This window comes from Colwellia sp. MB3u-4 (genome assembly GCF_014077065.1).
GTDB lineage: Bacteria > Pseudomonadota > Gammaproteobacteria > Enterobacterales > Alteromonadaceae > Cognaticolwellia.
In genome coordinates this window covers 459301-480678 of the sequence record NZ_JACGVE010000079.1, presented here as the reverse complement: position 1 = coordinate 480678, position 21378 = coordinate 459301, and the positions used below count along the sequence as shown (strand labels likewise).

Annotated in this window: 17 protein-coding genes; 8 read left to right on the top strand and 9 right to left on the bottom strand. The window is 39.0% G+C overall.

What is annotated here, in order from left to right; genetic code table 11:
* The first annotated feature begins 157 nt into the window (after positions 1-157).
* The 7 genes from H4J61_RS11555 (at position 158) to H4J61_RS11525 (ending at position 9898) form a co-directional block, all read left to right on the top strand.
* Positions 158-1546: an ATP-binding cassette domain-containing protein gene (locus H4J61_RS11555; protein ID WP_259363269.1), complete on the top strand. Its 1389-nt coding sequence runs from the start codon at positions 158-160 to the stop codon at positions 1544-1546.
* Between the two features lie 661 nt (positions 1547-2207).
* Entirely contained in the window at positions 2208-2813 is a 606-nt protein-coding gene (betI, locus tag H4J61_RS11550; protein WP_182185130.1) for a transcriptional regulator BetI, read from the top strand.
* Positions 2804-4267 (top strand): betaine-aldehyde dehydrogenase, encoded by a 1464-nt coding sequence (gene betB, locus H4J61_RS11545; RefSeq protein ID WP_182138107.1) that lies wholly within the window; start codon positions 2804-2806, stop codon positions 4265-4267. The genes betI and betB overlap by 10 nt, the downstream gene beginning before the upstream one ends.
* Positions 4268-4347: 80 nt before the next feature.
* The gene (gene betA, locus H4J61_RS11540; protein WP_182138106.1) at positions 4348-6033 is read left to right on the top strand and encodes a choline dehydrogenase; all 1686 of its coding nucleotides are present in this window, start codon (positions 4348-4350) and stop codon (positions 6031-6033) included.
* 185 nt (positions 6034-6218) lie between these two features.
* Entirely contained in the window at positions 6219-7436 is a 1218-nt protein-coding gene (locus tag H4J61_RS11535) for a BCCT family transporter (protein ID WP_182185129.1), read from the top strand.
* 19 nt (positions 7437-7455) lie between these two features.
* The gene (locus H4J61_RS11530; RefSeq protein ID WP_182185225.1) at positions 7456-8160 is read left to right on the top strand and encodes a TorF family putative porin; all 705 of its coding nucleotides are present in this window, start codon (positions 7456-7458) and stop codon (positions 8158-8160) included.
* 412 nt (positions 8161-8572) lie between these two features.
* Positions 8573-9898: an aspartate aminotransferase family protein gene (locus H4J61_RS11525; protein ID WP_182185128.1), complete on the top strand. Its 1326-nt coding sequence runs from the start codon at positions 8573-8575 to the stop codon at positions 9896-9898.
* An 89-nt stretch (positions 9899-9987) separates the two neighbouring features.
* Here the strand turns inward: H4J61_RS11525 and H4J61_RS11520 are convergent, their stop codons facing one another.
* Positions 9988-10857: an MYG1 family protein gene (locus H4J61_RS11520; protein WP_182185127.1), complete on the bottom strand. Its 870-nt coding sequence runs from the start codon at positions 10855-10857 to the stop codon at positions 9988-9990.
* Between the two features lie 246 nt (positions 10858-11103).
* Positions 11104-11886 (bottom strand): phytanoyl-CoA dioxygenase family protein, encoded by a 783-nt coding sequence (locus H4J61_RS11515; RefSeq protein ID WP_182185126.1) that lies wholly within the window; start codon positions 11884-11886, stop codon positions 11104-11106.
* Positions 11887-12339: 453 nt separating this feature from the next.
* Here H4J61_RS11515 and H4J61_RS11510 point away from each other — a divergent pair, with 453 nt between their 5' ends.
* Positions 12340-13623, top strand: a complete 1284-nt coding sequence (locus H4J61_RS11510; protein ID WP_182185125.1) for a lytic murein transglycosylase — start codon at positions 12340-12342, stop codon at positions 13621-13623.
* A gap of 140 nt (positions 13624-13763) precedes the next feature.
* Here H4J61_RS11510 and H4J61_RS11505 read toward each other — a convergent pair whose 3' ends face one another.
* The 7 genes from H4J61_RS11505 to H4J61_RS11475 all read right to left on the bottom strand — a co-directional run bounded on the left by H4J61_RS11505 (position 13764) and on the right by H4J61_RS11475 (position 21377).
* A complete protein-coding gene (locus H4J61_RS11505; RefSeq protein WP_182185124.1) occupies positions 13764-15101 on the bottom strand; it encodes an OprO/OprP family phosphate-selective porin in 1338 nt (445 codons plus the stop codon).
* Positions 15101-17200, bottom strand: coding sequence for an ATP-binding protein (locus H4J61_RS11500; protein ID WP_182185123.1), 2100 nt, complete (start codon positions 17198-17200; stop codon positions 15101-15103). The genes H4J61_RS11505 and H4J61_RS11500 overlap by 1 nt, the downstream gene beginning before the upstream one ends.
* A 15-nt stretch (positions 17201-17215) precedes the next feature.
* Entirely contained in the window at positions 17216-18025 is an 810-nt protein-coding gene (locus tag H4J61_RS11495; RefSeq protein ID WP_182185122.1) for a phosphate/phosphite/phosphonate ABC transporter substrate-binding protein, read from the bottom strand.
* Positions 18026-18088: 63 nt separating this feature from the next.
* A complete protein-coding gene (locus tag H4J61_RS11490; protein ID WP_182138097.1) occupies positions 18089-19195 on the bottom strand; it encodes a sensor histidine kinase KdpD in 1107 nt (368 codons plus the stop codon).
* Positions 19196-19200: 5 nt separating this feature from the next.
* Positions 19201-19800, bottom strand: a complete 600-nt coding sequence (locus tag H4J61_RS11485) for a response regulator (protein WP_182138096.1) — start codon at positions 19798-19800, stop codon at positions 19201-19203.
* A gap of 274 nt (positions 19801-20074) precedes the next feature.
* Complete coding sequence (locus H4J61_RS11480; RefSeq protein WP_182185121.1) at positions 20075-20968, bottom strand: HD-GYP domain-containing protein; 894 nt, start codon at positions 20966-20968, stop codon at positions 20075-20077.
* Positions 20969-21005: 37 nt separating this feature from the next.
* Positions 21006-21377 (bottom strand): response regulator transcription factor, encoded by a 372-nt coding sequence (locus tag H4J61_RS11475; protein ID WP_182138094.1) that lies wholly within the window; start codon positions 21375-21377, stop codon positions 21006-21008.
* Between the last annotated feature and the right edge of the window lies 1 nt (position 21378).

Genomic DNA, 21378 nt, shown 5'->3' with positions numbered 1-21378 from the left:
TCTCTCGATGAAAATTCACACGGCATCAAGGTCTGTGTCGAGTGAAGTTACGTGAAGGGAATTAACCTCTGAAATAAAACAATATCGATTATTAGGCTTGCAAAGCGCAAAGTGGTAGAAAATAATAGCGCATAGTGTTTTAAAAAAGTTGGTTATCTTGAATAAATTTGATATTAAAAGTTACTGTCATACAAAATTAATGATCGAGAGTTGGCCTATTGGACAATCTAAAACTTGGTGTGTAATGGGCACTAATGACTCAGGTAAACAACAGCTTGCTCAATTATTATCGGGGGAATTAACACCACATTCTGTCGAGGTAATCTTGTTACCTGCGCCAAATGAAATCGCTATTATTTCTTTTGAGCAACAACAAAAGATTTATGAACACGAGTTAAAAATAGATACCAGCGACTTTAAAGATCAGCAAGATATTGGCACACTTGTGCAAGATTTTTTACCTCAAGATAAACTAAACCATCCATTGATCAAACGAGTAGGCTTAGCGCACTTATTAACCTCAGGTTACCGACAATTAAGCTCAGGTGAAGGGCGTAAACTGCTTTTACTTTCAGCGCTGTTAGATGAAAAAAAACTGATTGTTTGTGAAGACCCTTTTGACAGTTTAGATCAAGAAAGTAGCGAAACCTTATCGATATTGTTTAAAACCATTATCCAAAATAGTGATATAACCGTCATTCTTTTATTAGGAAATCGTAGCGACATTCCCAAATGGTGTGAGCAATTAGCCATAATTAAACAGGGTGACTTTAGTGTTATTGGCGCTCAACATTGCGCTGATACACAAGCTAAGCTCGATGATTTTTTTAAAAATGATGATGAGACAATAACCCTGCCCGAACAGTTTTATAGCACGGCGTTATATCCGCATGATTATTTAATCAAATTAGTTAATGGCACAGTGCGCTATCAAAGTAAAACCGTTTTTCAGGAGCTAAATTTAACCGTTAAACCACAACAACATACCTTAATTACCGGTCCAAATGGTAGCGGTAAATCAACGTTATTACACTTAATAACCGGCGATTGTACACAATGCTATAGTAATGATTTAACCCTATTTGGCCATCAACGAGGTAGTGGAGAAAGCATTTGGCAACTCAAAAAAGACATGGGTATAGTCACGCCTGAATTACATCGTCAATATCGAGTAAACTCAAATCTACTGACAGTGGTACTGTCAGGATTTTTTGATTCTATCGGCTTGTATCAACAACCTGAAAAATTTCAAACAACATACGCTCAGCAATGGTTAAAAAAGGTTGGCTTAAATAATAAAGAAAAAATATTATTTAATGATTTAAGTTTTGGTGAACAAAGATTAGCACTTATTGTTAGAGCCTTGATTAAGGCGCCCTTGTTATTGATCCTTGATGAAATAACACAAGGTTTAGATGAGTTTAATCGCCATCGTATATTGAAAATCATTAAAATGATCATGAAAGAGAGTAACTCCACCCTACTCTTTGTCACGCATAGAAAAGACGAATTGCTCGACACCTTTACACAACACATTAAACTCTAAATGCCTGGGCTTTATGACTTTTATAACTTTTATAAAGCCCAAGCAGCAACGTGTAGATAGAATAGCGTGACGACTTTTACTTTTACTTTTACTTTTGGCTGTTAACTTCTTGAGACACAAATGTACTCATCACTTTATTCAAGGCTATTTTTTTCCCGCTACTTTTTTCCCGCTAGCATCTTTTCTCCCGCTAGCATCAAAGGCGCAGGAAAATTTACCCCGGCCAGTTCTAGTAATACCAATTTGATTAAGTGTGCTACTTTTTTGTCTGAAAAAATGGCTAAATTCTAGAAATAAAATGTAGTCTGTAGTTATGCATCTTATAAATTATATAAGGTCGTATTTTTTCATTTTACCCCTTAAAAATGAGCCAATAATTAACCAACTTGCTATTACATAGTCCAAAACCCCTTAAGTAAAAGTAACAACATCTAGGTCAATTCATTAAAAAATTATCATTAGACCCCTAAGCTTTAAGGGTACTTATGCCATATATTTTATAGCGACCATTACTCACCTATAGCGCAGTAAAAACAACAGAAACCACACGTTTCGGTACCTGTCGCTATTTTTATTATTGCAAGCAAGTTTGATAACTTCATCAAAAACCGTTAGTATAGATATTAATTGAACGTTCAATCAATAAAAAATAAAGAAGCTTATGCCTAAAGTTGGAGTGAAACACATACGTAAACAACAACTCATTAATGCCACGATAGAATCGATTGGCGAGTATGGTTTACAAAATACCACCATCATTACTATTAGTCGTATTGCCGGCCTATCTTCGGGCATTATCAGTCATTATTTTGGTGGCAAACAGGGCCTGATTGAAGCCACTATAATGCACCTTTTAGAACAGTTAAGGTTAGCCTTGCTTGAGCGCATTCCTAGGCAACAACTTGAAGCAACCGAGCGACTTAAAATGGTTGTAGAGGCCAACTTCACCTCATTTCAACGCTCTACTTCCACCATAAAAACGTGGCTGAGCTTTTGGACCGAGTCAATGCATGAGCCAAAGCTGAAAAGATTACAACATATCAATAGTAAGCGCTTATATAGCAATCTGCTGTTTTCATATCGTCAATTACTAGCAGACGATGTAGCAAAAATAGCGGCGATGAAAACCGCTGCAATGATTGATGGCTTGTGGCTGCGCTGTGCATTAAGCCCGAGGCCTGATGCAGAATTTATCCAAGCTGAACAATTATGTAAAAACTTTATCAATGAACAAATTAACCAATATGGAGATATTACTTGTCAGTAATACGTTATAAAAATTATGTCGATGGTACTTATATAGATAATGCCAGTGGTGAAACATTTGATGTGATTAACCCTGCAACGGGCAAAGTTATTTATCAAGTTGAAGTTGCCGACGAACAGGTTAAAGAAAAAGCGATAGCCAGTGCGAAACTTGGTTTTGCGACTTGGTCTGCCATGAGTGCTACGCAACGTAGCCGAATTTTACTGAAAGCCGTAGCCTTATTACACGAGCGTAATGACGAATTAGCCAAAATTGAAGTACTTGATACTGGCAAGCCATGGCAAGAAGCATCAGAAGTTGATGTATTGTCCGGTGCTGACTCTATCGAATTTTTTGCTGGGCTAGCGCCTGGCATAGAAGGAACCCAACAAGCTGTTGATGGTGACTTTTACTATACACGCCGTGAACCATTAGGTATTTGCGCTGGTATTGGTGCTTGGAACTACCCATTACAAATTGCTTGCTGGAAAGCAGCACCTGCATTAGCTTGCGGTAATGTGATGATTTTTAAACCTTCTGAAGAAACCCCTTTGGGCGCATTAAAGCTAGCAGAAATATTTACCGAAGCAGGATTACCCAACGGCGTATTTAACGTGGTTCAAGGCGCTGGAGAAGTAGGCGCTTGGTTAACCCATCATCCAGAGATTGCTAAAGTTTCTTTTACTGGTGAAGTCGGTACAGGCAAAAAAGTAATGGCCGCTGCGGCGAGTACACTAAAAGATGTCACTATGGAGTTAGGGGGTAAATCACCTCTGATCATTTTTGATGATGCTGACATCGACAATGCTGTTTCTGCTGCTATGTTAGGTAATTTTTATACCCAAGGCGAAGTGTGCACAAACGGCACGCGCGTATTCGTACAAGAATCTCTGTATCCAGTTTTTATAGCAAAGCTACTCGAACGTACTAAAAAGAATATTGTTGTTGGCGACCCAATGGACCCTGAGACTAACTTTGGTGCCCTAATTTCAGCTAAACATATGAAATTAGTACAAGAGTACATCGATATTGGCATTAAAGAAGGAGCAACACTTGTGCATGGTGGCACATCACTTAAGCCAGATAATGCACCTGATGGCTACTTTGTTGCACCGACTATTTTTGGTGATTGTACCGACGAGATGACTATTTGCCGTGAAGAAATTTTTGGCCCTGTTATGAGCGTATTAACCTTTACCGATGAAGACGAAGTAATCCGCCGAGCCAATGCCACAGAATTTGGCTTAGCCGCGGGCGTATTTACCCAAGATATTACCCGTGCACATCGCGTTGTTCATCAAATAGAAGCCGGTATTTGTTGGGTAAACAGCTTTGGCGCCTCACCTGCGCAGATGCCTGTTGGTGGTTACAAAAGTTCAGGTGTTGGTCGAGAAAATGGCCTTTCTACGCTGAATTATTTCACCCAAATTAAAGCGGTGTATATCGGATTACAGCCACTCGATAGTCCTTTTTAACGCACAGAACAACGCAAATATTGTTCGATAGTTAAATCGTAAAAAGGTCTTCATGCAGTAAATTATTAAAAAGGTTTAAAATGAAAAGCGAAAAATTTGATTACATTATTGTAGGTGCAGGTTCTGCTGGCTGTGTCTTAGCAAATCGTCTCAGTGAAGACAGTGATAACAATGTCTTGCTCATTGAGACCGGCGGCAGCGATAAAAGTATTTTTATTCAAATGCCTACCGCATTGTCTATTCCGATGAATTCAAAAAAATACGCTTGGCAATTTGAAAGCCAGCCAGAGCCGTTTCTTGATGATCGACGTATGCATTGCCCTAGAGGTAAAGTTTTAGGCGGTTCGTCTTCAATCAACGGCATGGTTTATGTACGTGGACACGCCAAAGATTTTGATGAATGGCAACAACATGGCGCACAAGAGTGGGATTACGCTCATTGTTTACCTTACTTTAAAAAGTCAGAAGACTGGGCATTTAGTGCCAATGAATATCGTGCTAAAGATGGCCCACTTGGCGTAAACAACGGCAATGAAATGAAAAACCCGCTCTACAGAGCTTTTATTGATGCGGGAGTAGAAGCCGGATATTTTGAAACTCAAGATTATAATGCCGGTCAACAAGAGGGTTTTGGCCCGATGCACATGACGGTTAAAAACGGCGTGCGTGCATCAACGGCAAACGCTTATTTACGACCAGCAATGGTGCGTAACAACCTAACGGTTATTACCCATGCACTAGTACATAAAGTGCTACTTGAGGGTAAAAAAGCTGTTGGTGTTAGGTACGAGCACAAAGGTAAAGTGGTTGATATCTCAGCGCATAAAGAAGTTATTTTATCGGCTGGCTCTATTGGCTCACCGCACATTTTACAACTGTCGGGTATCGGCCCTAAAGCCGCGCTTGAAGCTGCTAATATTGAAGTAAAACACGATTTACCGGGTGTTGGCGAAAACTTGCAAGATCACCTAGAGTTTTATTTTCAATTTAAGTGCAAACAGCCGATTACCCTTAATGGCAAGTTAGATTGGTGGAGTAAACTGCTGATCGGTACGCGCTGGATATTAAGTAAAAAAGGCTTAGGTTCAACCAACCATTTTGAGTCTTGTGGTTTTATTCGCTCTAAAGCCAGTGTTGAATGGCCCGACTTACAATATCATTTTTTACCAGCCGCCATGCGTTATGACGGTAAAGAAGCTTTTGCAGGTCACGGATTTCAAGTGCATGTTGGCCATAATAAGCCTAAAAGTCGTGGACAAATCAAGGCGATATCAAACGATCCTAAGGTACACCCAGAAATTCGTTTTAATTACCTTGAGCACGAAGCAGACCGTGAAGGATTTCGTGCCTGTGTTCGCCTAACCCGTGAAATTATCAACCAGCAAGCGCTTGATAACTATCGTGGCGAAGAAATTCAGCCTGGCCTTCATGTGCAAACAGATGAAGAAATTGACAGTTTTGTACGCCAGTCGGTTGAAAGTGCCTACCACCCTTCTTGCTCATGCAAAATGGGGACAGATGCAATGGCTGTGGTTGACCCACAAACGCGCGTACATGGGATTGAAGGACTGAGAGTAGTTGATTCGTCAATATTCCCAACAATTCCTAATGGCAACCTTAATTCACCCACCATTATGGTTGCTGAACGTGCCGCCGATATGATTCGCTCTCGAGCACTGTTAGCGCCATCTAACGCCGCAGTTACCATAGCGGGTAACTGGCAAGAGCAACAACGTTCAACTGTAGCAAAACGCACCACCAACTAAAGTGTAATCATCAGTGTTCTAAGCAAAATTAATTATCATCGCCATGTTATATACCTAGGTGTATAACATGGCAAAAATAATTAATTTTTCAAACCTAAAAGTTTGATATTGAACACTATAACTATAAGAAAAAAATAGGAGTTAATTATCTTAATATTGATTAAAAACATCATAAGGACACTATCATGACCACATGGTTATCAGCCGGAATGTTATTTACCTTTTCCGCAATCGCATTTATATTATATCGATGGGGCAATATTCGCTGTGTTGGTGTAACGCCCGTTAAAACTTTCACCTTTATTGCCATTTTATTTACCTCAGGACTCGATGTGGGACTTATTATGTTCCCATTAACTGAGTTTGCGGGCTACGCCGATTTAGCCACCAGTCCTGAATATGGTTTCACCAATCCTTTAGCTATTGAGTTTGGTTTTTGGGCCTTTCTTATTTGGAGCTTTTACTTTCTCACCTGTTTTTACTTTTGTGTTATTGAGCCGCGCGTAAAATTTTTTGAAATTCCGCTGGTTAAATTCATTAATAACGTTGTGATTATCGGCACCTGTGCCTTTACTGCTTATTTATTACTGTCTAACTTACCTTGGTATATGCCAGAACTTGGTGATGGTGAGTCTGTGGTTGGCATTTTTTACTTAATTGTATTACTGGTGATCGCCTTTGCGGTGTATTCAAGTACCAACATACGTTATGTGCGCATTTTGAGCCTGTCTACCACTTGGCTTTTTATCGCGTTGATTGCAGTAATGTGGGGTGGCGCATTTTTTGGTGAAAACTCAAGCATTGGCGAATTTGCCAATACCTTTGCCATGTTGGGCGGCTACTTTGGAAGCATCCACGAATTTGTGCTGCCAATGAATGCTTATCATGAGTTCTACCTCTACTGGTGGTTTGCATGGAGTATTATGATTGGCCAATTTACCGCCCGTTTTGTCAGTGGTTTACGCACTTATCAAGTACTACTGGCGATGTTGATCTTTCCGTCTATTCCGATCGCAATATGGTTTAGCGTCTTGTATTACTACAGCATGAACGGCATAGAAACTACTGGTTTCTATAATCTTGCCATGGCATTTGTCGGTATTACTTTTGTCATTAACTCTCTCGATTCATTGATCCGTTTATACACAGACAATTTGAAGATAGGCGTAGCCCGTATAGGTAGAGTTAAATACTTCTTTGGTAATATTATTGCCTTGAGTTTACTGACCTTGCTATTCAAATTAGATTTCTTGCAAATCCAATGGGTTGGCGCTGTAGTTATCGGACTATTCTTCACTTGCTTTGGTTATATTCTGTTAAGAAAATTTAACGAAGTAGCGGCAATAGAGAGTTCACCAGAAGAAAATAAAATCGACTTTACCAAACTAGAAAAAGTAACCTAATAAAATGAGTATACAAATAATGAATAAAAGTATTATTGCCTTAGCAACAAGTTTTTTACTAGCCACTTCTTCAGCAGCATTAGCTGATGTATCGGCAACAGTTAATTTAACGTCTGACTATACCTTTAATGGTGTGAGCCAAACAGGCAATGATCCTGCGTTACAAGGAAGTTTAGATTACGCAGGCGCTGACGGTTTTTATACTGGCGCTTGGGCATCAACTGTAGATTTTGGCAGCGCTGACGACACTAATGCTGAATTAGATGTTTACGTAGGAAAGTACTTTCAACTTGACGAAAAAACAGGCCTTGATGCGGGTATTGCTTACTATACCTATCACGGTGATTCTGCTTCAGATACTTATAATTATCCAGAGGCTTATGCCAAGTTTAACTACACTTCATCAGTAGGTAATACCGAATTAAACTTTTGGTACAGCTGGGACTATTTTGGTCTTGATGCTGGACATTATATCACTATGATTGCTCATACCTTTGAAGTAGCACCAGGTCATAATATTAGAGCCAGTTTCGATCGTTCAACATCAAGCGATGTTAATGAATGGTCATGGAATGGTAACGACGCGTACAATCATGCTCGTGTTGAATATATGACTAGTTATGAAGGCTTTGATTTTAACCTAGCACTTGAAGATACCAATATGGATATTGATAGTGCAGATTCACGCATTGTTTTATCTGTATCTCGTACTTTCGGTTTATAGTAGCTAAGTTTACAAAACTGAGCTTGATCACCTTAGGTTGATCATTTTAGCGAACAAGGATTAATTTTATAATAGCTGTTCGCTAATTAAAAAGCCCTTACCTGTAATAGGTAAGGGCTTTTTTTATGCACTTATTTTGCTGTTCATACTAAAGCGCCGCTTTGGTTAACGACTAATTGGTTAACGGCTTAAAGTGCAGTAATAAATTTAGCTGAAATTTTCACTGAACACTTGCGCTGTAAACTTTGGCTAAGACTTTGGTTAAGACTTTGGTTAAGAATAAGTAACCTTCAGTCTTATGTCTCGAAAAAGTGTAACTAGCGCTTCCTGACTTGGCACTATCCCTGTATTATCTCGAGCATTAAATTTATAGTCCAAATATTGAAATAAATCAGTTTGATTGGAACCTCTTATGACCAAAAAAAACAAACCCAATAGTACCCAAATGCTCAAAAGAGCCCACACCAATATGCCGTTAGGTGTTGCCGATAGCTACCGTTATTGGGGAGAAGAAAATACCGTATTTTTGAGTAGCATGAAAGGCTGCACAGTAACCGATTGCGATGAGCAAACCTTTGTTGATTTTCGTTTAGCCTACGGCCCTATTATTTTAGGCTATCGTGATGAACGTGTTGATAGCGCTGTTATTAGTGCCATTACTGATGTGGGTACTATTTCTGGCTTTTCTACCGGGCTTGACTCTGACGTGGTTGAGTTAGTGAAATCACTTTGTCCTAACATCGACAAAATGCGTTTTGCCAATTCAGGTACTGAAGCGGTTATTGGTGCTGTGCGCACTGCTAGGGGTTATACCCAGCGCAATAAGATTGTTGTGGTTGAAGGCGGTTTTCATGGCCTACATGATGAAGTGATGTGGAAATCTGACGTGGATAACTGGGATGCAGACGATATAAACTCGCCTGAAATCATTCCTTTTGGCGCCGGTATTCCACAAAGCACCCGTGAACATCAAGTGAGTGTGCCGCTAAACGATTTTAATGCCCTTGACGCTGTGTTTGCCGAACATGGCGATGATATAGCCGCCATTTTAATTGAACCTATTATGGGCAATTGTGGCTCTATTGCATCAACGCAAGGGTACATGCAAAAACTACGTGACATCTGTGACGCCAACGGCGCTTTACTGATTATGGACGAAGTAAAAACTGGTTTTCGTGTCGCTAAAGGTGGCGTTCAAGCCTTATATAATATCCACGCCGATATCACCACTTACGCTAAAGCCATGGGCAATGGCTATCCTGTCGCTGCTTTTGGTGGCAAAGCCGAGGTAATGGGCGCTATTTCTTTTGACAAAAATGGCGTAACTCATGGCGGAACTTATACCGCTAACATGGTGGCATTAAGTGCGGCAAAAGCAACATTAACAATACTCAAAGAAACCGATGCGCTTGAAACTATTGACCATGTAGGGCAAAAAATTCAAACCTTACTTTCTCGTGTTTTTAGCAAGTTTGATATTGAACATTGTTTTGCCGGCCCAAATGCTATGTTTGGTGTGCACTTTGGCGCCAAAGTACCGCAAAACTATCGTGACTGGAAAAAAACTAACAGCGATTTATATACCCAATTCGCGCTTAATTTAATCGACAATGGTGTGATGCTAGAACCTGATTCACGCGAACCTTGGTTTATTTGTGAAGCTCACCAAACAATAGACTTTGCTTGGTTAGAACAAGTAGCAGAGCAATCTATGCAAGCCGCTATTAACGCGCAGTAAATCGTTGTTTAACTGTATTTAAGCTAATTTATTTACCTTAAATACAGTTAATTTAACATTCTAAAACTTTATCTTAACAAGTGCTAGGCTTATTCTGCTAGTGCTATAGCGGCCATTTTCATCACACTTTCAAACGATTGTGCACCGGCAATAAATAAACCATTATGACAAAACATAGCGTCATCAATACCGCTGACGTCTTGTAGTGCTTGATCCGCTAAACCGGCCCAGGCTTTAGGCAATGGCTTGCGATCTTCAAATGAGCCTAGTTCAACCGGCACTGTTTGAATTCTAAAGGGTCCAGAGCCCGACGGATAAATCACATACAAGGCTTCTTTAGATAGCGTGTGAACAGTTGTTTTCCAAGGCGTGTATTTTTCTAATACGATAACCCTTGGGTCTGCTGCGTTCTCAACAGCTTTCGCCACAATTGATTTAGCATTAATGCCACCGCTTGCAGAAGCAATAAAACGGGCTAAAACTCGCGAGGCAAACTCTACCGCTTCATCAAAACAAAGATCAAAATGACTGTCTTCTTGCCACGTTGGGTTAAACATTGAAATAGTTTGGCTCAGGCTAATACCGGTTGAAACCCCTTGAACATGACCACAATCAATAGCGTCGATGGTTGATACCAAACCTGTATCAAGCGACTTAGCAACATCTGCATCACCGTGGCATATTTCTACACCATACTTTTGCCAAATTAAACCAAATGAAGAATAAGGAATACCATTTTCACGCTCACCTGCGCCGCCACGTTGATGATGATCAAAGCGGCCTGCATCTGGATTATATTCACCACCTACATCAATCACAATATCAGCCTTGGCGATAACGGCTAAATCTCGTGTGCGTATAAGAGTAAAAGCAGGAAGAATGCTTTTAAGTGCAGCGATACTGAAAACATCATCCGCATGAAAATTACCGTTATGAGTTACTATTGTTTTATCATTCATTGTTTGTTTCATGCCGTTTTAGAAGAAATAGGAAGTTGCTGAGCGTTAACGCTTACTTTTTTGCCAGTCGCTAAAAAGTAAGGGCCGAATTCTATCTGAATACCACTGATAACAACAGCTAACTTTCACGCCATTAGTAGTGCATAACAGCGAGTAAATCAAAAGTCATGCGTCAAGCTCTAACTTTAAGTGCCTACTGAACTCGCACTGAATTAGCACTGCACAGCTAAGGGTATTTTTAACATATCAGCCGCTCGACTTTAAGTTAAGGGTATTAATGAATAACCTGGGATCGTCAATTTTATCCAGCATTAAGCTATCAGGCAAACAATCGTCATCAACATAATCTGCAAAATCGCCGGCTGAATCAAACACTAAAATATCTAACGCTAATCGCTCTAATCCGTATAAACCACGGTGGATCATATCAGCTGAAAAAACTAACAAATCACCCGCCGCTAGCTTAATTTTTTCACCACTAGCAAGGTCGTCACTACTAAGGCTGCCTTTTTCTTCTTGGCGGACATTAAATTCTTCATCATTATCCCAGCGCTTATGAGTACCCGGCACGAGTTCCATGCCAAGTTCATCAAATAATGGCACACGAAGATGTAATACTTGTGTCTGCTCTATAGCAAGCTTTTGCCCTGCAACATCATGATCATATTGACAGTCTCTATGCCAAAAATCTTTTTGCTTGGGGTTAACTGGATTAAAAAATAATTGCGTATTCATAAAGGCAGGATTATTCGCGACAATCGCCTCGACAACGTCCATGATTTTTTTTGAACTAATAAAATTAAACAGCTGCACCCTATCATCAAAGGCTAAATACTCACTGCCCGTAATTAACGAAGAGTTGAAAGCCTCCTCCTGATAAAATTTTGCATTGTCTTGTTGCCATAACTGATGAAACTTTAATACCACAGCTCTAAGCTCTGCAATTTCAGCCACCGTGAAATAATTTCTAATAACAAAATAACCTTGCTGGTCATAATTGCGCTGCAATTGATTCCTATTTTCTACCATGAACTGACATTGCCTTTAGATTAGGATTAGAACTGTATTTCCCAGCCTGATATACCACAAGGCTATAGTCAGGCTTTAGTCCGGCTTTAGTCAGGCTATAGTCCGGCTATATCAGATAATTTGTGGCTAGCATTACCAGCCTTATGCAGGGAGAAATTACTCAGGGTGAAATTATACCAATTCTATTAAATTAATGCCCTATTCTGTCAATAATATAAAGCATCCTTTTCAACTCACTTACCTTGCCCATTTAAGCTTTATTTTATTGTTTGAGGTCAGAGTGCCGCAACTAACAAAGGCCGTTAAACGCCCTTTATTTTAGCCTCGTTATTTGGGCTCACCAGGTGTTCTAGTGAATTTCTTTACTTTTATTTTTATTTTTTCAATCTAACGATGCTATTATATTTTTCAGTTTCGTTTTCAACTTTACTTTGAGCTAAGGAAGCTTCATTCATGAACTCATCAAACCCTTTTGTTAAACAAAGTGTTAATTTTTTTAGTTATCAAAAATTAATCATCATCTGTCTATTTCTCCCTATGCTGGCCAATGCGACGATTGCCGATGAAAATTTTCTCCAGTGTAAAGTGAATTTAGCTCAACGCGCTGAAACCGCAGGATTTTCTACTTATATCACTGAAACGGTTATTGATAATATCTCCCCTATTCAGCGCGTTATTGCGTTAGATAAAAAACAACCTGAGTTTACGCAAACCTTTGAGCAATATATTAAGGCAAGAGTTAGTGCTTACCATCTTCGTGTCGGTAAAGAAAAGTTACAAAATAACAATGCGTTATTTGATAAGTTAGAAAAAGAATACGGTATTCCCCGCCAATATTTAGTGTCTTTTTGGGGCTTAGAAACTGTTTTTGGCAAGCACAAAGGTAAAATGTCGGTATTGAATGCCTTGGCAACCTTAGCTTGTGATCAACGCCGTAGTGAGTTTTTCACCCTAGAACTATTAAACTTATTCACCTTAATAGAGCGTAAGCAGGTCTCTGTTGAGCAACTAAAAGGCTCTTGGGCCGGTGCTATGGGTCATATGCAGTTTATGCCAACCGCATTGTTAAAATATGCGGTTGATGGTGACAATGACGGCAAAGTAGATATTTGGCAAAGTGAGGTTGACGCTTTAACCACAGCGGCTAATTACTTAAATAAAATAGGTTGGCAATCGAAAGAGCGTTGGGGCAGAGAAGTTAAATTACCGAAAAACTTTGCCTTTGATAAAGTCGCTTTTGATCAATATTACCCGCTGAATTATTTTCAGCAGTTAGGTGTTCAACAAACCAACCAGCAAGCCTTACCCGATTATAATATTCAGGCTGAGCTTTATCTACCCTCAGGCCATAAAGGGCCAGCATTTTTACTCTACCCTAATTTCAATGTCATTATGACCTGGAATCTTTCAAAAAGTTATGCGTTATCCGTTGGCATATTAGCTAATAAATTAGTTGGCGCTAAAGGCATCGAATTTTTTAACAAAGCGCAAACTCAGATAACACCTTTTAGTGTTGTCCAAATGAAAAACCTCCAAAGCCAACTCAATAGTTTGGGATTTAACACAGGTAAACCCGATGGTATTTGGGGGCCTAAAAGTAGAGATGCCATTCGCTCATTTCAACTACAACATCAACTGATTGCTGATGGATATCCAAATCAAGAGCTTTTTTCAACCATTGAGTTAGTGATCAGTAAAACTGAGCTAGTAACGCCAAGTATTAATCAAGAGAGTTAATTCGTGTCATAAACACACAGCAGAAAAATAAGGCTGCGATTGCCTTTATATATCGCAAGCTCTTACCAAACGAGCTTGCCGACTTAGTTGTTGGCTTAACGCAAGCAATAACCAAACTTATATTAAGCAGTAAAATTCGATTAAAATGCCCATTGGCTTCTCAGCTGAATTATATCAGGATGAACAGATTCAAGAGGACCGCCATTTACCTGTAAAACATTAATATAGTTAGCTGAAAACCTGATGGTCGAAGTGGCAAACCAATTAACACCTAAAGTTAAACTCTTGGCTTCACCACCCATAATATTTTGGTCATTTAAATTAATAGTACTGTAACGTAAGCCAAGTTCCCAAGCACCTATACCACCATTACCCACACTAGAGTTAGGTGTTATCTTGCCAAACTTACCTTGTCTATATTGACGTGATTCACCGGTTAATAGATAGCCGGTTTGAATATACCAACTATTAAAAGCTAAACTGGGAGCACTATAGCGGCTAACCGATGCAGTGACATATTCTGATTGAACAGAGAGTGGCCCTGATACCATCGCAACTTCCAAGCCATATTTTGAATGAAAATCTACCTTGGCTATATTGCCAGTATCGACGATATTAATACCCGACACGTTACTTTCAGGCTGTTGCTTAAAACGCAATATAGCCACCTCGCCTGCATCACGATAATTTGCTGATACTGCCAAATGTAGCAAGGAACCTTTACTATTAATCGGCGCATAGGTAACTCGGCTACCCAATCCCCAGCCTTCGTCCTTTTCTTTGCCTACTGTTTGTACGGCTTCTCCAAATAATCCAGCGGATGCTGTCCAATTTTTTCTATTGGTAAATACCATAGCTCCTATGTGACGCCCAGTGTTAAGACCGTTGGTTAGTGAGCGCTCCATAAATAAGTTATAGTTTGCATTCATTTGAAATTGTAGACTAAAGGGGTCTTTCATATTACCGACTCTGACTGACATTGCATCTAGGCCTTGATATTCAACAAATGCATCGGCAATACCTTTAATTTCACCCGTCGCAAAGTCATATTCAAACTTATAAGCCCAGTCATGATACATCTTTCCTTGTAATGACATACGAGCCCGCCTGATTTTAGTACCATCACCCATGGTGTTATTGTCATTTTTATAAGCGGCGGCATCGGCCATAACACGTGCACCAATTTTTGTTGTAAAAGCACCATCAGGTGTTTTAACGCTTACAGCCCCCTTTACTGACACCTCAACATCAGACGATTTTTTCGCTTGTACCCCTTGCTTGCCTAAGCTTACGACTTGTTGGTTATTTTTTACCTTACGCTCTCCTAACTCAGCTTGTAAGCGAGCGTACTGCGCATCACTGATAGTGCCATTTTGATGCAGCATATCTATCAGTGTTTCAATTTCTGAACTGGCCTGAGCCGCTGTCCCAGTTAACAGGAGCAACAGGCTGATAAGTATTAATATATTTAGTTTCATCATAAGACCTTATCTAGCTTAACGTGATTCATGATTATATTAGGCAGCCAAAGCGTTACAATTGTGCCTTGTCCAATGGTACTTGTTATTTCAAATCGTCCGTTGTGCATATTTATAAGGTCTTTAACTAAGCTTATGCCCAAACCTGTGCCCGGTATATTTCCAGAGGTATCAGCTCTGTAGAACCGCTCACCTATATGGGATAATTGCTCTGCTGTCATTCCTATACCGTTATCTTCAATTATCACCCCAAATTCTGATGTTTTTTCTGTTATTTTCATTGTGGTAGAAACTTTCACAACTGAGCTGTTTGGAGAATATATGTATGAATTATTCAATATGTTAAAGATAATTTGACGTATTTTAGATGAGTCAAATTCAATAAGAGGCCAGTATTTTGGTTGCTGTAAGTCGATAGTATGAAAGTTATCACTGCCAGAAAATTCGTCACAGAGTTCAGTTAGCGTTATCTTTAAGGTGTCTTTAACCATATCAAGCATACCAAGCGTTTTATTTTCTATACTGGCAACATCGATTAAGTCATCCACTATCTGTTTGAGACGCTTTGATTGTTTATTTATACTTCCGGCCATTTCTTTGGTTTTTTCTGGGCCATAATCGCAAAGGGTTAAAAGTTCACTAAAACCCATGACACTGGCTAGAGGGGTGCGAAGTTCATGTGCCGCTGACGTTAAAAACTCACTTTTCATTTTATCTACAATGCTTTCATGCGTAATATCAACAAAAAATAATATATCTGAAGAGTCGACATCAGTTTTATCTATTTTTTGTCGAGAGACACGTAATATTTTTTCTACCGGTAATTTTAAATACAAAATATTTTCAGTGTATAACTCGTCTAATAGTTTCATATCTTTATGCTGTTCATGGTCCATTGACTTAGCTATTACCCCTTTAAAACATTCCCAGTCATGATCATTTAAACAGTCTGTTACTAACGAAAACATGGCGTAGAAGGCTGGATTCACATATGAAATAGACAGATCTTTAGCAAGAATTAAAAAACCATTGGGACTTAAGTTAAATACCGCTTCTAATTCAACTTTCAGCTGATTTATAGTCGTTAGATCCCGTATTACACCCACAATATAGTGTTGATTATTGAACTCCATGCCACTTGAATGAATTTCTAGGGGAATTTTTTTCCCCTTAGAGGTAACGCCATTAATACGCTGTACATGCCTAACTGTCGAAGATTTTATGTCAAATAAATGTAGTTCAGGAATAAAATCGAACATACTCTGGCCAATAATATCTTGTTCTTGAACACCAAAAAGAACATAAGTCGCTCTATTCATAGAATGAACTACACCGTCTAAACTGATCATGAAAATAGCATCTGTCGCGGTATTCATGATGGCATCCATGCGAGCATTATCAGATTTCAACGTCTGAGTGACTGCTGAAATTTTAGTCGACATCAAATTAAAAGCCCGCGATGCATCTGTTAGCTCATCATTACCTGCAAGAGGAATTTGCAAACCCGTTTCACCTTGAGACATCTTGACCGCCGCCTCCTGCAATAATATAAGGCGTTTGGTCAGTGTTATGCCAAGCAGCAATGAAAACAGCCCTACAAACATCAGTTCTATTAGCGCTATGGTCGTTAAGCTATGTGTTGCGGCTTTAATGATGGCTTTCTGCTCGGCTAAAGAAAGTCCAACTTCCACACGGCCAAATCGATAACCTTCAACAAAAATCTCTGAAAAAGTATCAAAACTTTGGTCTATTTCACTTTCAGCGATAGAGTTATCGGCCTTAAATTTACGATCTAAAAAAGCTTGCTCACCTCGCTCTGCTAATACTCCATCTAAACCTCGTATCTTAATATAAAGAATATTCGAGGTTATCATTGCTGACTCTACAATTGACTCTAGTGTGGCAATATCTTCAGAAACAACGGCATCTACTGATGCTGTCGCTAATAATGTAGAAATGTTGTGTGCACGTTCTTTGATGTCAAATTCAATGGTTTCATATAAAATTGATCGACTTTCTAACACCAATATCAATAGAAAAAAAGTTTCGATAAGTGCGATACCAATAATGGTTTTTATTTTGAATGATAATTTAAACATGGGTATGAGTTTCTTTTATTGTTTTATTATCTTGATGTTAAGTGCCCTAACATCATCCCAATCACTATCAGTACTTTTCACAATACCGGTATTAAAACCTAACTTGCTAAGAATTTTTTTGCCTTCTTCTTGCTCATTTAACGATACTAAAGCGTTTTGAATCTTGACTGCAGCTTCAGGACTTATTGTTGAGCTTACAGCGAAGGCATGCGGCGTATAGCCTTCTGAGCGCCATATTATCTTTAACTTATTTGACAGCGCTTTAGGCAAAGTAGATAAGGTGCGCACAATACCGCCCCCAGCCACAAATAAACCTTTAGCAACACCGGCATAGACAGAGTCATGAGAAGACACATACCTTGGCGTGAAAGCTATATTACGTAGGGTTAAGTTGGCTTGTGGCAGCACAGTTGCGGCGAATGCAGCAGGAGCAGGAAAGGCAATTTCTGCCTTCTCTAACATAGCTAGATTTGATATTTCACTGTCACTCGCTACAACAATAATACCTTGAATACGCTTATCTTTTTGTCTTGCAATCGCTCGCAAACCTATAGATTTGCTGAATAGCGTATAGTGATATGGATTTAAGTAAACAATGTCATACCTACCCGCCGCTACGCGTTTTTCAAATTCTGGAATAGTAGGTGCGGTGGCAAAACGAATATTTTCACCTGTTTTTTTCGACAAAAACATTGCCAATGGCACCCATACTTTAGCCAAACTCGACGCAGATTGTTGCGGTACTACGCCTAAGCTTAATACTTTTTCCGCTTGGGCCATAGGGGTAGCAAAAACGATTGTTAATAATATTATGATCTGTTTCATATCAAAAACCCTTTATTTTTAAAGGATGAGCATCTTTTAGGATAGTGGCATAACGCTTGAAATTTATGACTTGTCTCTGTTCATCAGTAAAGCCATATCGCGGGCATATAGTTGTGATTGGCGTATATCCAAATCATTAGTCGACGATTTTTCACCACCGGTCGGCAATTCAATATGAAATTGTACGGCATTTTTTAGATTGACATTTTTTATATTGCCGCCATGATTTTTAATAATGGTTTTAGCTAAACTTAACCCAATACCTAGGCCTTGATTGCTAGAACCCTCTTTATCACCGCCACCAATGAAGGGTTCAAATAATGTATTTTTTACTTTTGGTGAAATTCCTCGTCCAAAATCACGAATAGTTATATGGGCAAAATGACTACTTTGCTTAAGCTGCAAATGAATTTCACTGCCCTTATGGCTATGTTCAATACTGTTTTGCACACATTCTGTAATCGCACGTTTTAGCCAGCCAAAACTACCGTATAAATTGCCAATAATCTCGCCTTTTTGCTTGAGTCTAATAACAATACCTTTACTGGCGCTCATTTCGCTAAGTGAGTTAATGGCGCTACGAGTCACTTCAACTAGGCTTATACGTTCTTTGTTACGCATGGGGTCATCACCATAAGTTTCGGACAACTCAAGCAGTTTTTCCATTTTGCTTGTGACTTCTTTAGCACTGTTAATGGTTAGTTCAATCAGAGCATCAAGATTTTTTTCCTTGATTTCGTCTGTGTTAAGTCGCTCAGAAAGAAAAAATGCTCCCTCTGTAAAGGCTTGCATAGGGGTACGTAATTCATGATTAATCAGTTTAAACATATTATCTTGTAGTCCCTGATACTTTACTCTTTCAAGCTCCTTTCTAATATATAGACAAAACATATTTTCTTCATGAAAGATAAGCGTATGGTTGTTGTTTTCAACCTGCTCAATGCCATTTAACTTTATGTCTTTTAACTTTATGTCTTTTACTTGCTCTAGTTCACTCGTGTGCATTTCAGCTACGGCTTCCATAACACGGTTATCGGCTATTTTATTGCCAACCACAACGCCTTCAAAACCTAATTTTTTTAAATTACTAAAAAATACCTTACCTGTTATATCAAACATCACAATGCCATCGCTAAGTTGGGATAAAAGTTTAACAAATAATTTATTCATAGTGATTAACTACTTAACAGTGTTTTACATTGCTGATTAATGATTTTTTCAATTTCATCAAATGGAATGGGTTTAGTGAAAATAGGTATCCCTGCCGGTAAGCCACCTTTTTGAGTAATCTCTGCTTTTGATAATCCTGATACCGCCATAACCACCATGTCGTTAAATTCTTCCATTTTGGCCAGGCTTTTTAACATATGAATACCATTTACATTTGGCATTTGAATATCGGTAATAACAATATCAGGCTTCCATGCGCCTATGTGTATTAAGCCCTGAAAACCATCGCTAGCCGTTTGTAAAATAATAGGTAAATTCCAACCTTCAATAGTCATTTTATACAACATAATTAAATCAGGCTCATCTTCTATCACTAAAACACGTACTAACTTGTGCTCGACAGCAGGGTTAGTCTCTTGCTTAAGTTCAGCCTTAAGCGCTTCAATATCCTCTAGATTAAAGCGCCTGTGTCCACCTACTGTCTTCCAAGCCTTTAATATCCCTGAGTCTGACCAAAGCTGAATCGTTCGTGTTGTTACCTCTAACAAACTAGCTGCTTGTTTTGAGGTACAGTGTTTCACTTTTAAATCAGTGACTTGATGCATTCAATCTTGCTCCTTTCTGTTTGTTCTGAATTTTCCGCATTTTCCGCATACACCAAATGTATACTAAGCACTGACAACAATCAACTCTGTAGAGTAACCTATGGTTAAAACAGCCGAAGACTGTGTTGCTAAGACTTAGCTGCTATCAGGTTTTTTTGTGTTATCTATCGCTGAGATAAAACTGTTAATTTATAACAGTTTCGTTGGTGAGGAGACCTACTTTATAGGCAAAAAAACAGCCAAGTATAAAAACGCTTACAGCCGCAAACAAAGCTTAATTTTCCTTATTAATTCTATTGCGTTCATTAATAATGTCGTTACTGACAGAGAGAAAAGCTTGAACAACCTTGGGATCAAAATGCGTGCCGCTGTTTTCTTTCACCATAGTAAGTGCTTTTTCATCAGAGAATGCCAGGCGATAGCATCTATCCATGGTGAGGGCATCAAAAAAGTCTGCCAAAGCAACAATGCGGGCACTTAAAGGAATTTTCTCACCCTGTAAATTTGAGGGGTATCCGCTACCGTCAAATTTCTCATGATGTGCTAATGCGACTTCTTCCGCCATTTGTAAAACAGGAACGTCTGAACCACTTAAAATATTAGCGCCATACTCGGGGTGCTTACGCATTAATACCCATTCTGCTTCAGTTAATTTACCCGGTTTTTTCAAAACATCATCAGGTATACCTATTTTTCCTATATCGTGCATAGGGCTGGCTTGCTCAAGTAGATTACAGTATTTTTCGTCTTGACCATAAGCACGCGCAATTATGGAGGAAAAACGGCTCATTCTAAGGATGTGCGCGCCGGTATCGTCATCTTTAAATTCTGCCGCTGTCGCTAAACGTCTTATAGTATCAAGATGAGATGATTCAAGCGCTTGATATGATTTTTCTTTTTGCGCCATCAAAATCATAAAATCATGATTAAATCGCTCTAATTGTTTATAGGCAGCATTTTTTTCATTTTCATTCAATGCCGCTATATCGCGCTCAGCAAGTAGTTTTTGAATGTCTTGTGCATAACAAAAAAGCTGAGCTTGTAAGTCTTCTTTTTCTGTCTCCATAACTTTAACGACGTCCCAGACAAGATTTATGTCTGTTGGCGTTGCAGCAAGTTTTTTAACAAGCGAATCCATTTCATTACCAATAAAATGATTAACTGACATTTGATTATTCTCTATTCTCTAGTAGATATATTTATAGTTAAGTTAATGCACTATTAACTTTTTGTATTAATTCCAATGGACTAAAGGGTTTAACAAGGTAGCTGTCTGCCCCAACACGTTCTCCTTCTTCTAGGTCAGACTTTTGCCCTCGCGCTGTTAACAACATCACATATGGAATTTTTACACTACTGTCTTGTTTTAGTTGTTCACAGACCTGATAACCATCAACTTCACCAGGCATCATTACGTCTAGAATAACTAAGTCGGGTTGGATCACTTTGGCTAATGCCAATGCACGTTGGCCATCTTCTGCTTCATGTAATTCATAATCACCAAAATCAAGCGTCATTCGGACTAATTTTCTTAATTCACCTTGATCGTCAACAATTAAAATTCTTTTTTGACTCATC

What these genes read in the sequence shown, in the direction of transcription:
- H4J61_RS11500 (WP_182185123.1), bottom strand. Translation starts at nt 17,200, where the DNA reads ATGTTTAAATTATCATTCAAAATAAAAACCATTATTGGTATCGCACTT.
- H4J61_RS11530 (WP_182185225.1), top strand. Translation starts at nt 7,456, where the DNA reads ATGAATAAAAGTATTATTGCCTTAGCAACAAGTTTTTTACTAGCCACT.
- betI (WP_182185130.1), top strand. Translation starts at nt 2,208, where the DNA reads ATGCCTAAAGTTGGAGTGAAACACATACGTAAACAACAACTCATTAAT.
- H4J61_RS11495 (WP_182185122.1), bottom strand. Translation starts at nt 18,025, where the DNA reads ATGAAACAGATCATAATATTATTAACAATCGTTTTTGCTACCCCTATG.
- H4J61_RS11515 (WP_182185126.1), bottom strand. Translation starts at nt 11,886, where the DNA reads ATGGTAGAAAATAGGAATCAATTGCAGCGCAATTATGACCAGCAAGGT.
- H4J61_RS11505 (WP_182185124.1), bottom strand. Translation starts at nt 15,101, where the DNA reads ATGAAACTAAATATATTAATACTTATCAGCCTGTTGCTCCTGTTAACT.
- H4J61_RS11535 (WP_182185129.1), top strand. Translation starts at nt 6,219, where the DNA reads ATGACCACATGGTTATCAGCCGGAATGTTATTTACCTTTTCCGCAATC.
- H4J61_RS11525 (WP_182185128.1), top strand. Translation starts at nt 8,573, where the DNA reads ATGACCAAAAAAAACAAACCCAATAGTACCCAAATGCTCAAAAGAGCC.
- H4J61_RS11475 (WP_182138094.1), bottom strand. Translation starts at nt 21,377, where the DNA reads ATGAGTCAAAAAAGAATTTTAATTGTTGACGATCAAGGTGAATTAAGA.
- H4J61_RS11480 (WP_182185121.1), bottom strand. Translation starts at nt 20,968, where the DNA reads ATGTCAGTTAATCATTTTATTGGTAATGAAATGGATTCGCTTGTTAAA.
- H4J61_RS11520 (WP_182185127.1), bottom strand. Translation starts at nt 10,857, where the DNA reads ATGAATGATAAAACAATAGTAACTCATAACGGTAATTTTCATGCGGAT.
- betA (WP_182138106.1), top strand. Translation starts at nt 4,348, where the DNA reads ATGAAAAGCGAAAAATTTGATTACATTATTGTAGGTGCAGGTTCTGCT.
- H4J61_RS11485 (WP_182138096.1), bottom strand. Translation starts at nt 19,800, where the DNA reads ATGCATCAAGTCACTGATTTAAAAGTGAAACACTGTACCTCAAAACAA.
- H4J61_RS11490 (WP_182138097.1), bottom strand. Translation starts at nt 19,195, where the DNA reads ATGAATAAATTATTTGTTAAACTTTTATCCCAACTTAGCGATGGCATT.
- H4J61_RS11510 (WP_182185125.1), top strand. Translation starts at nt 12,340, where the DNA reads ATGAACTCATCAAACCCTTTTGTTAAACAAAGTGTTAATTTTTTTAGT.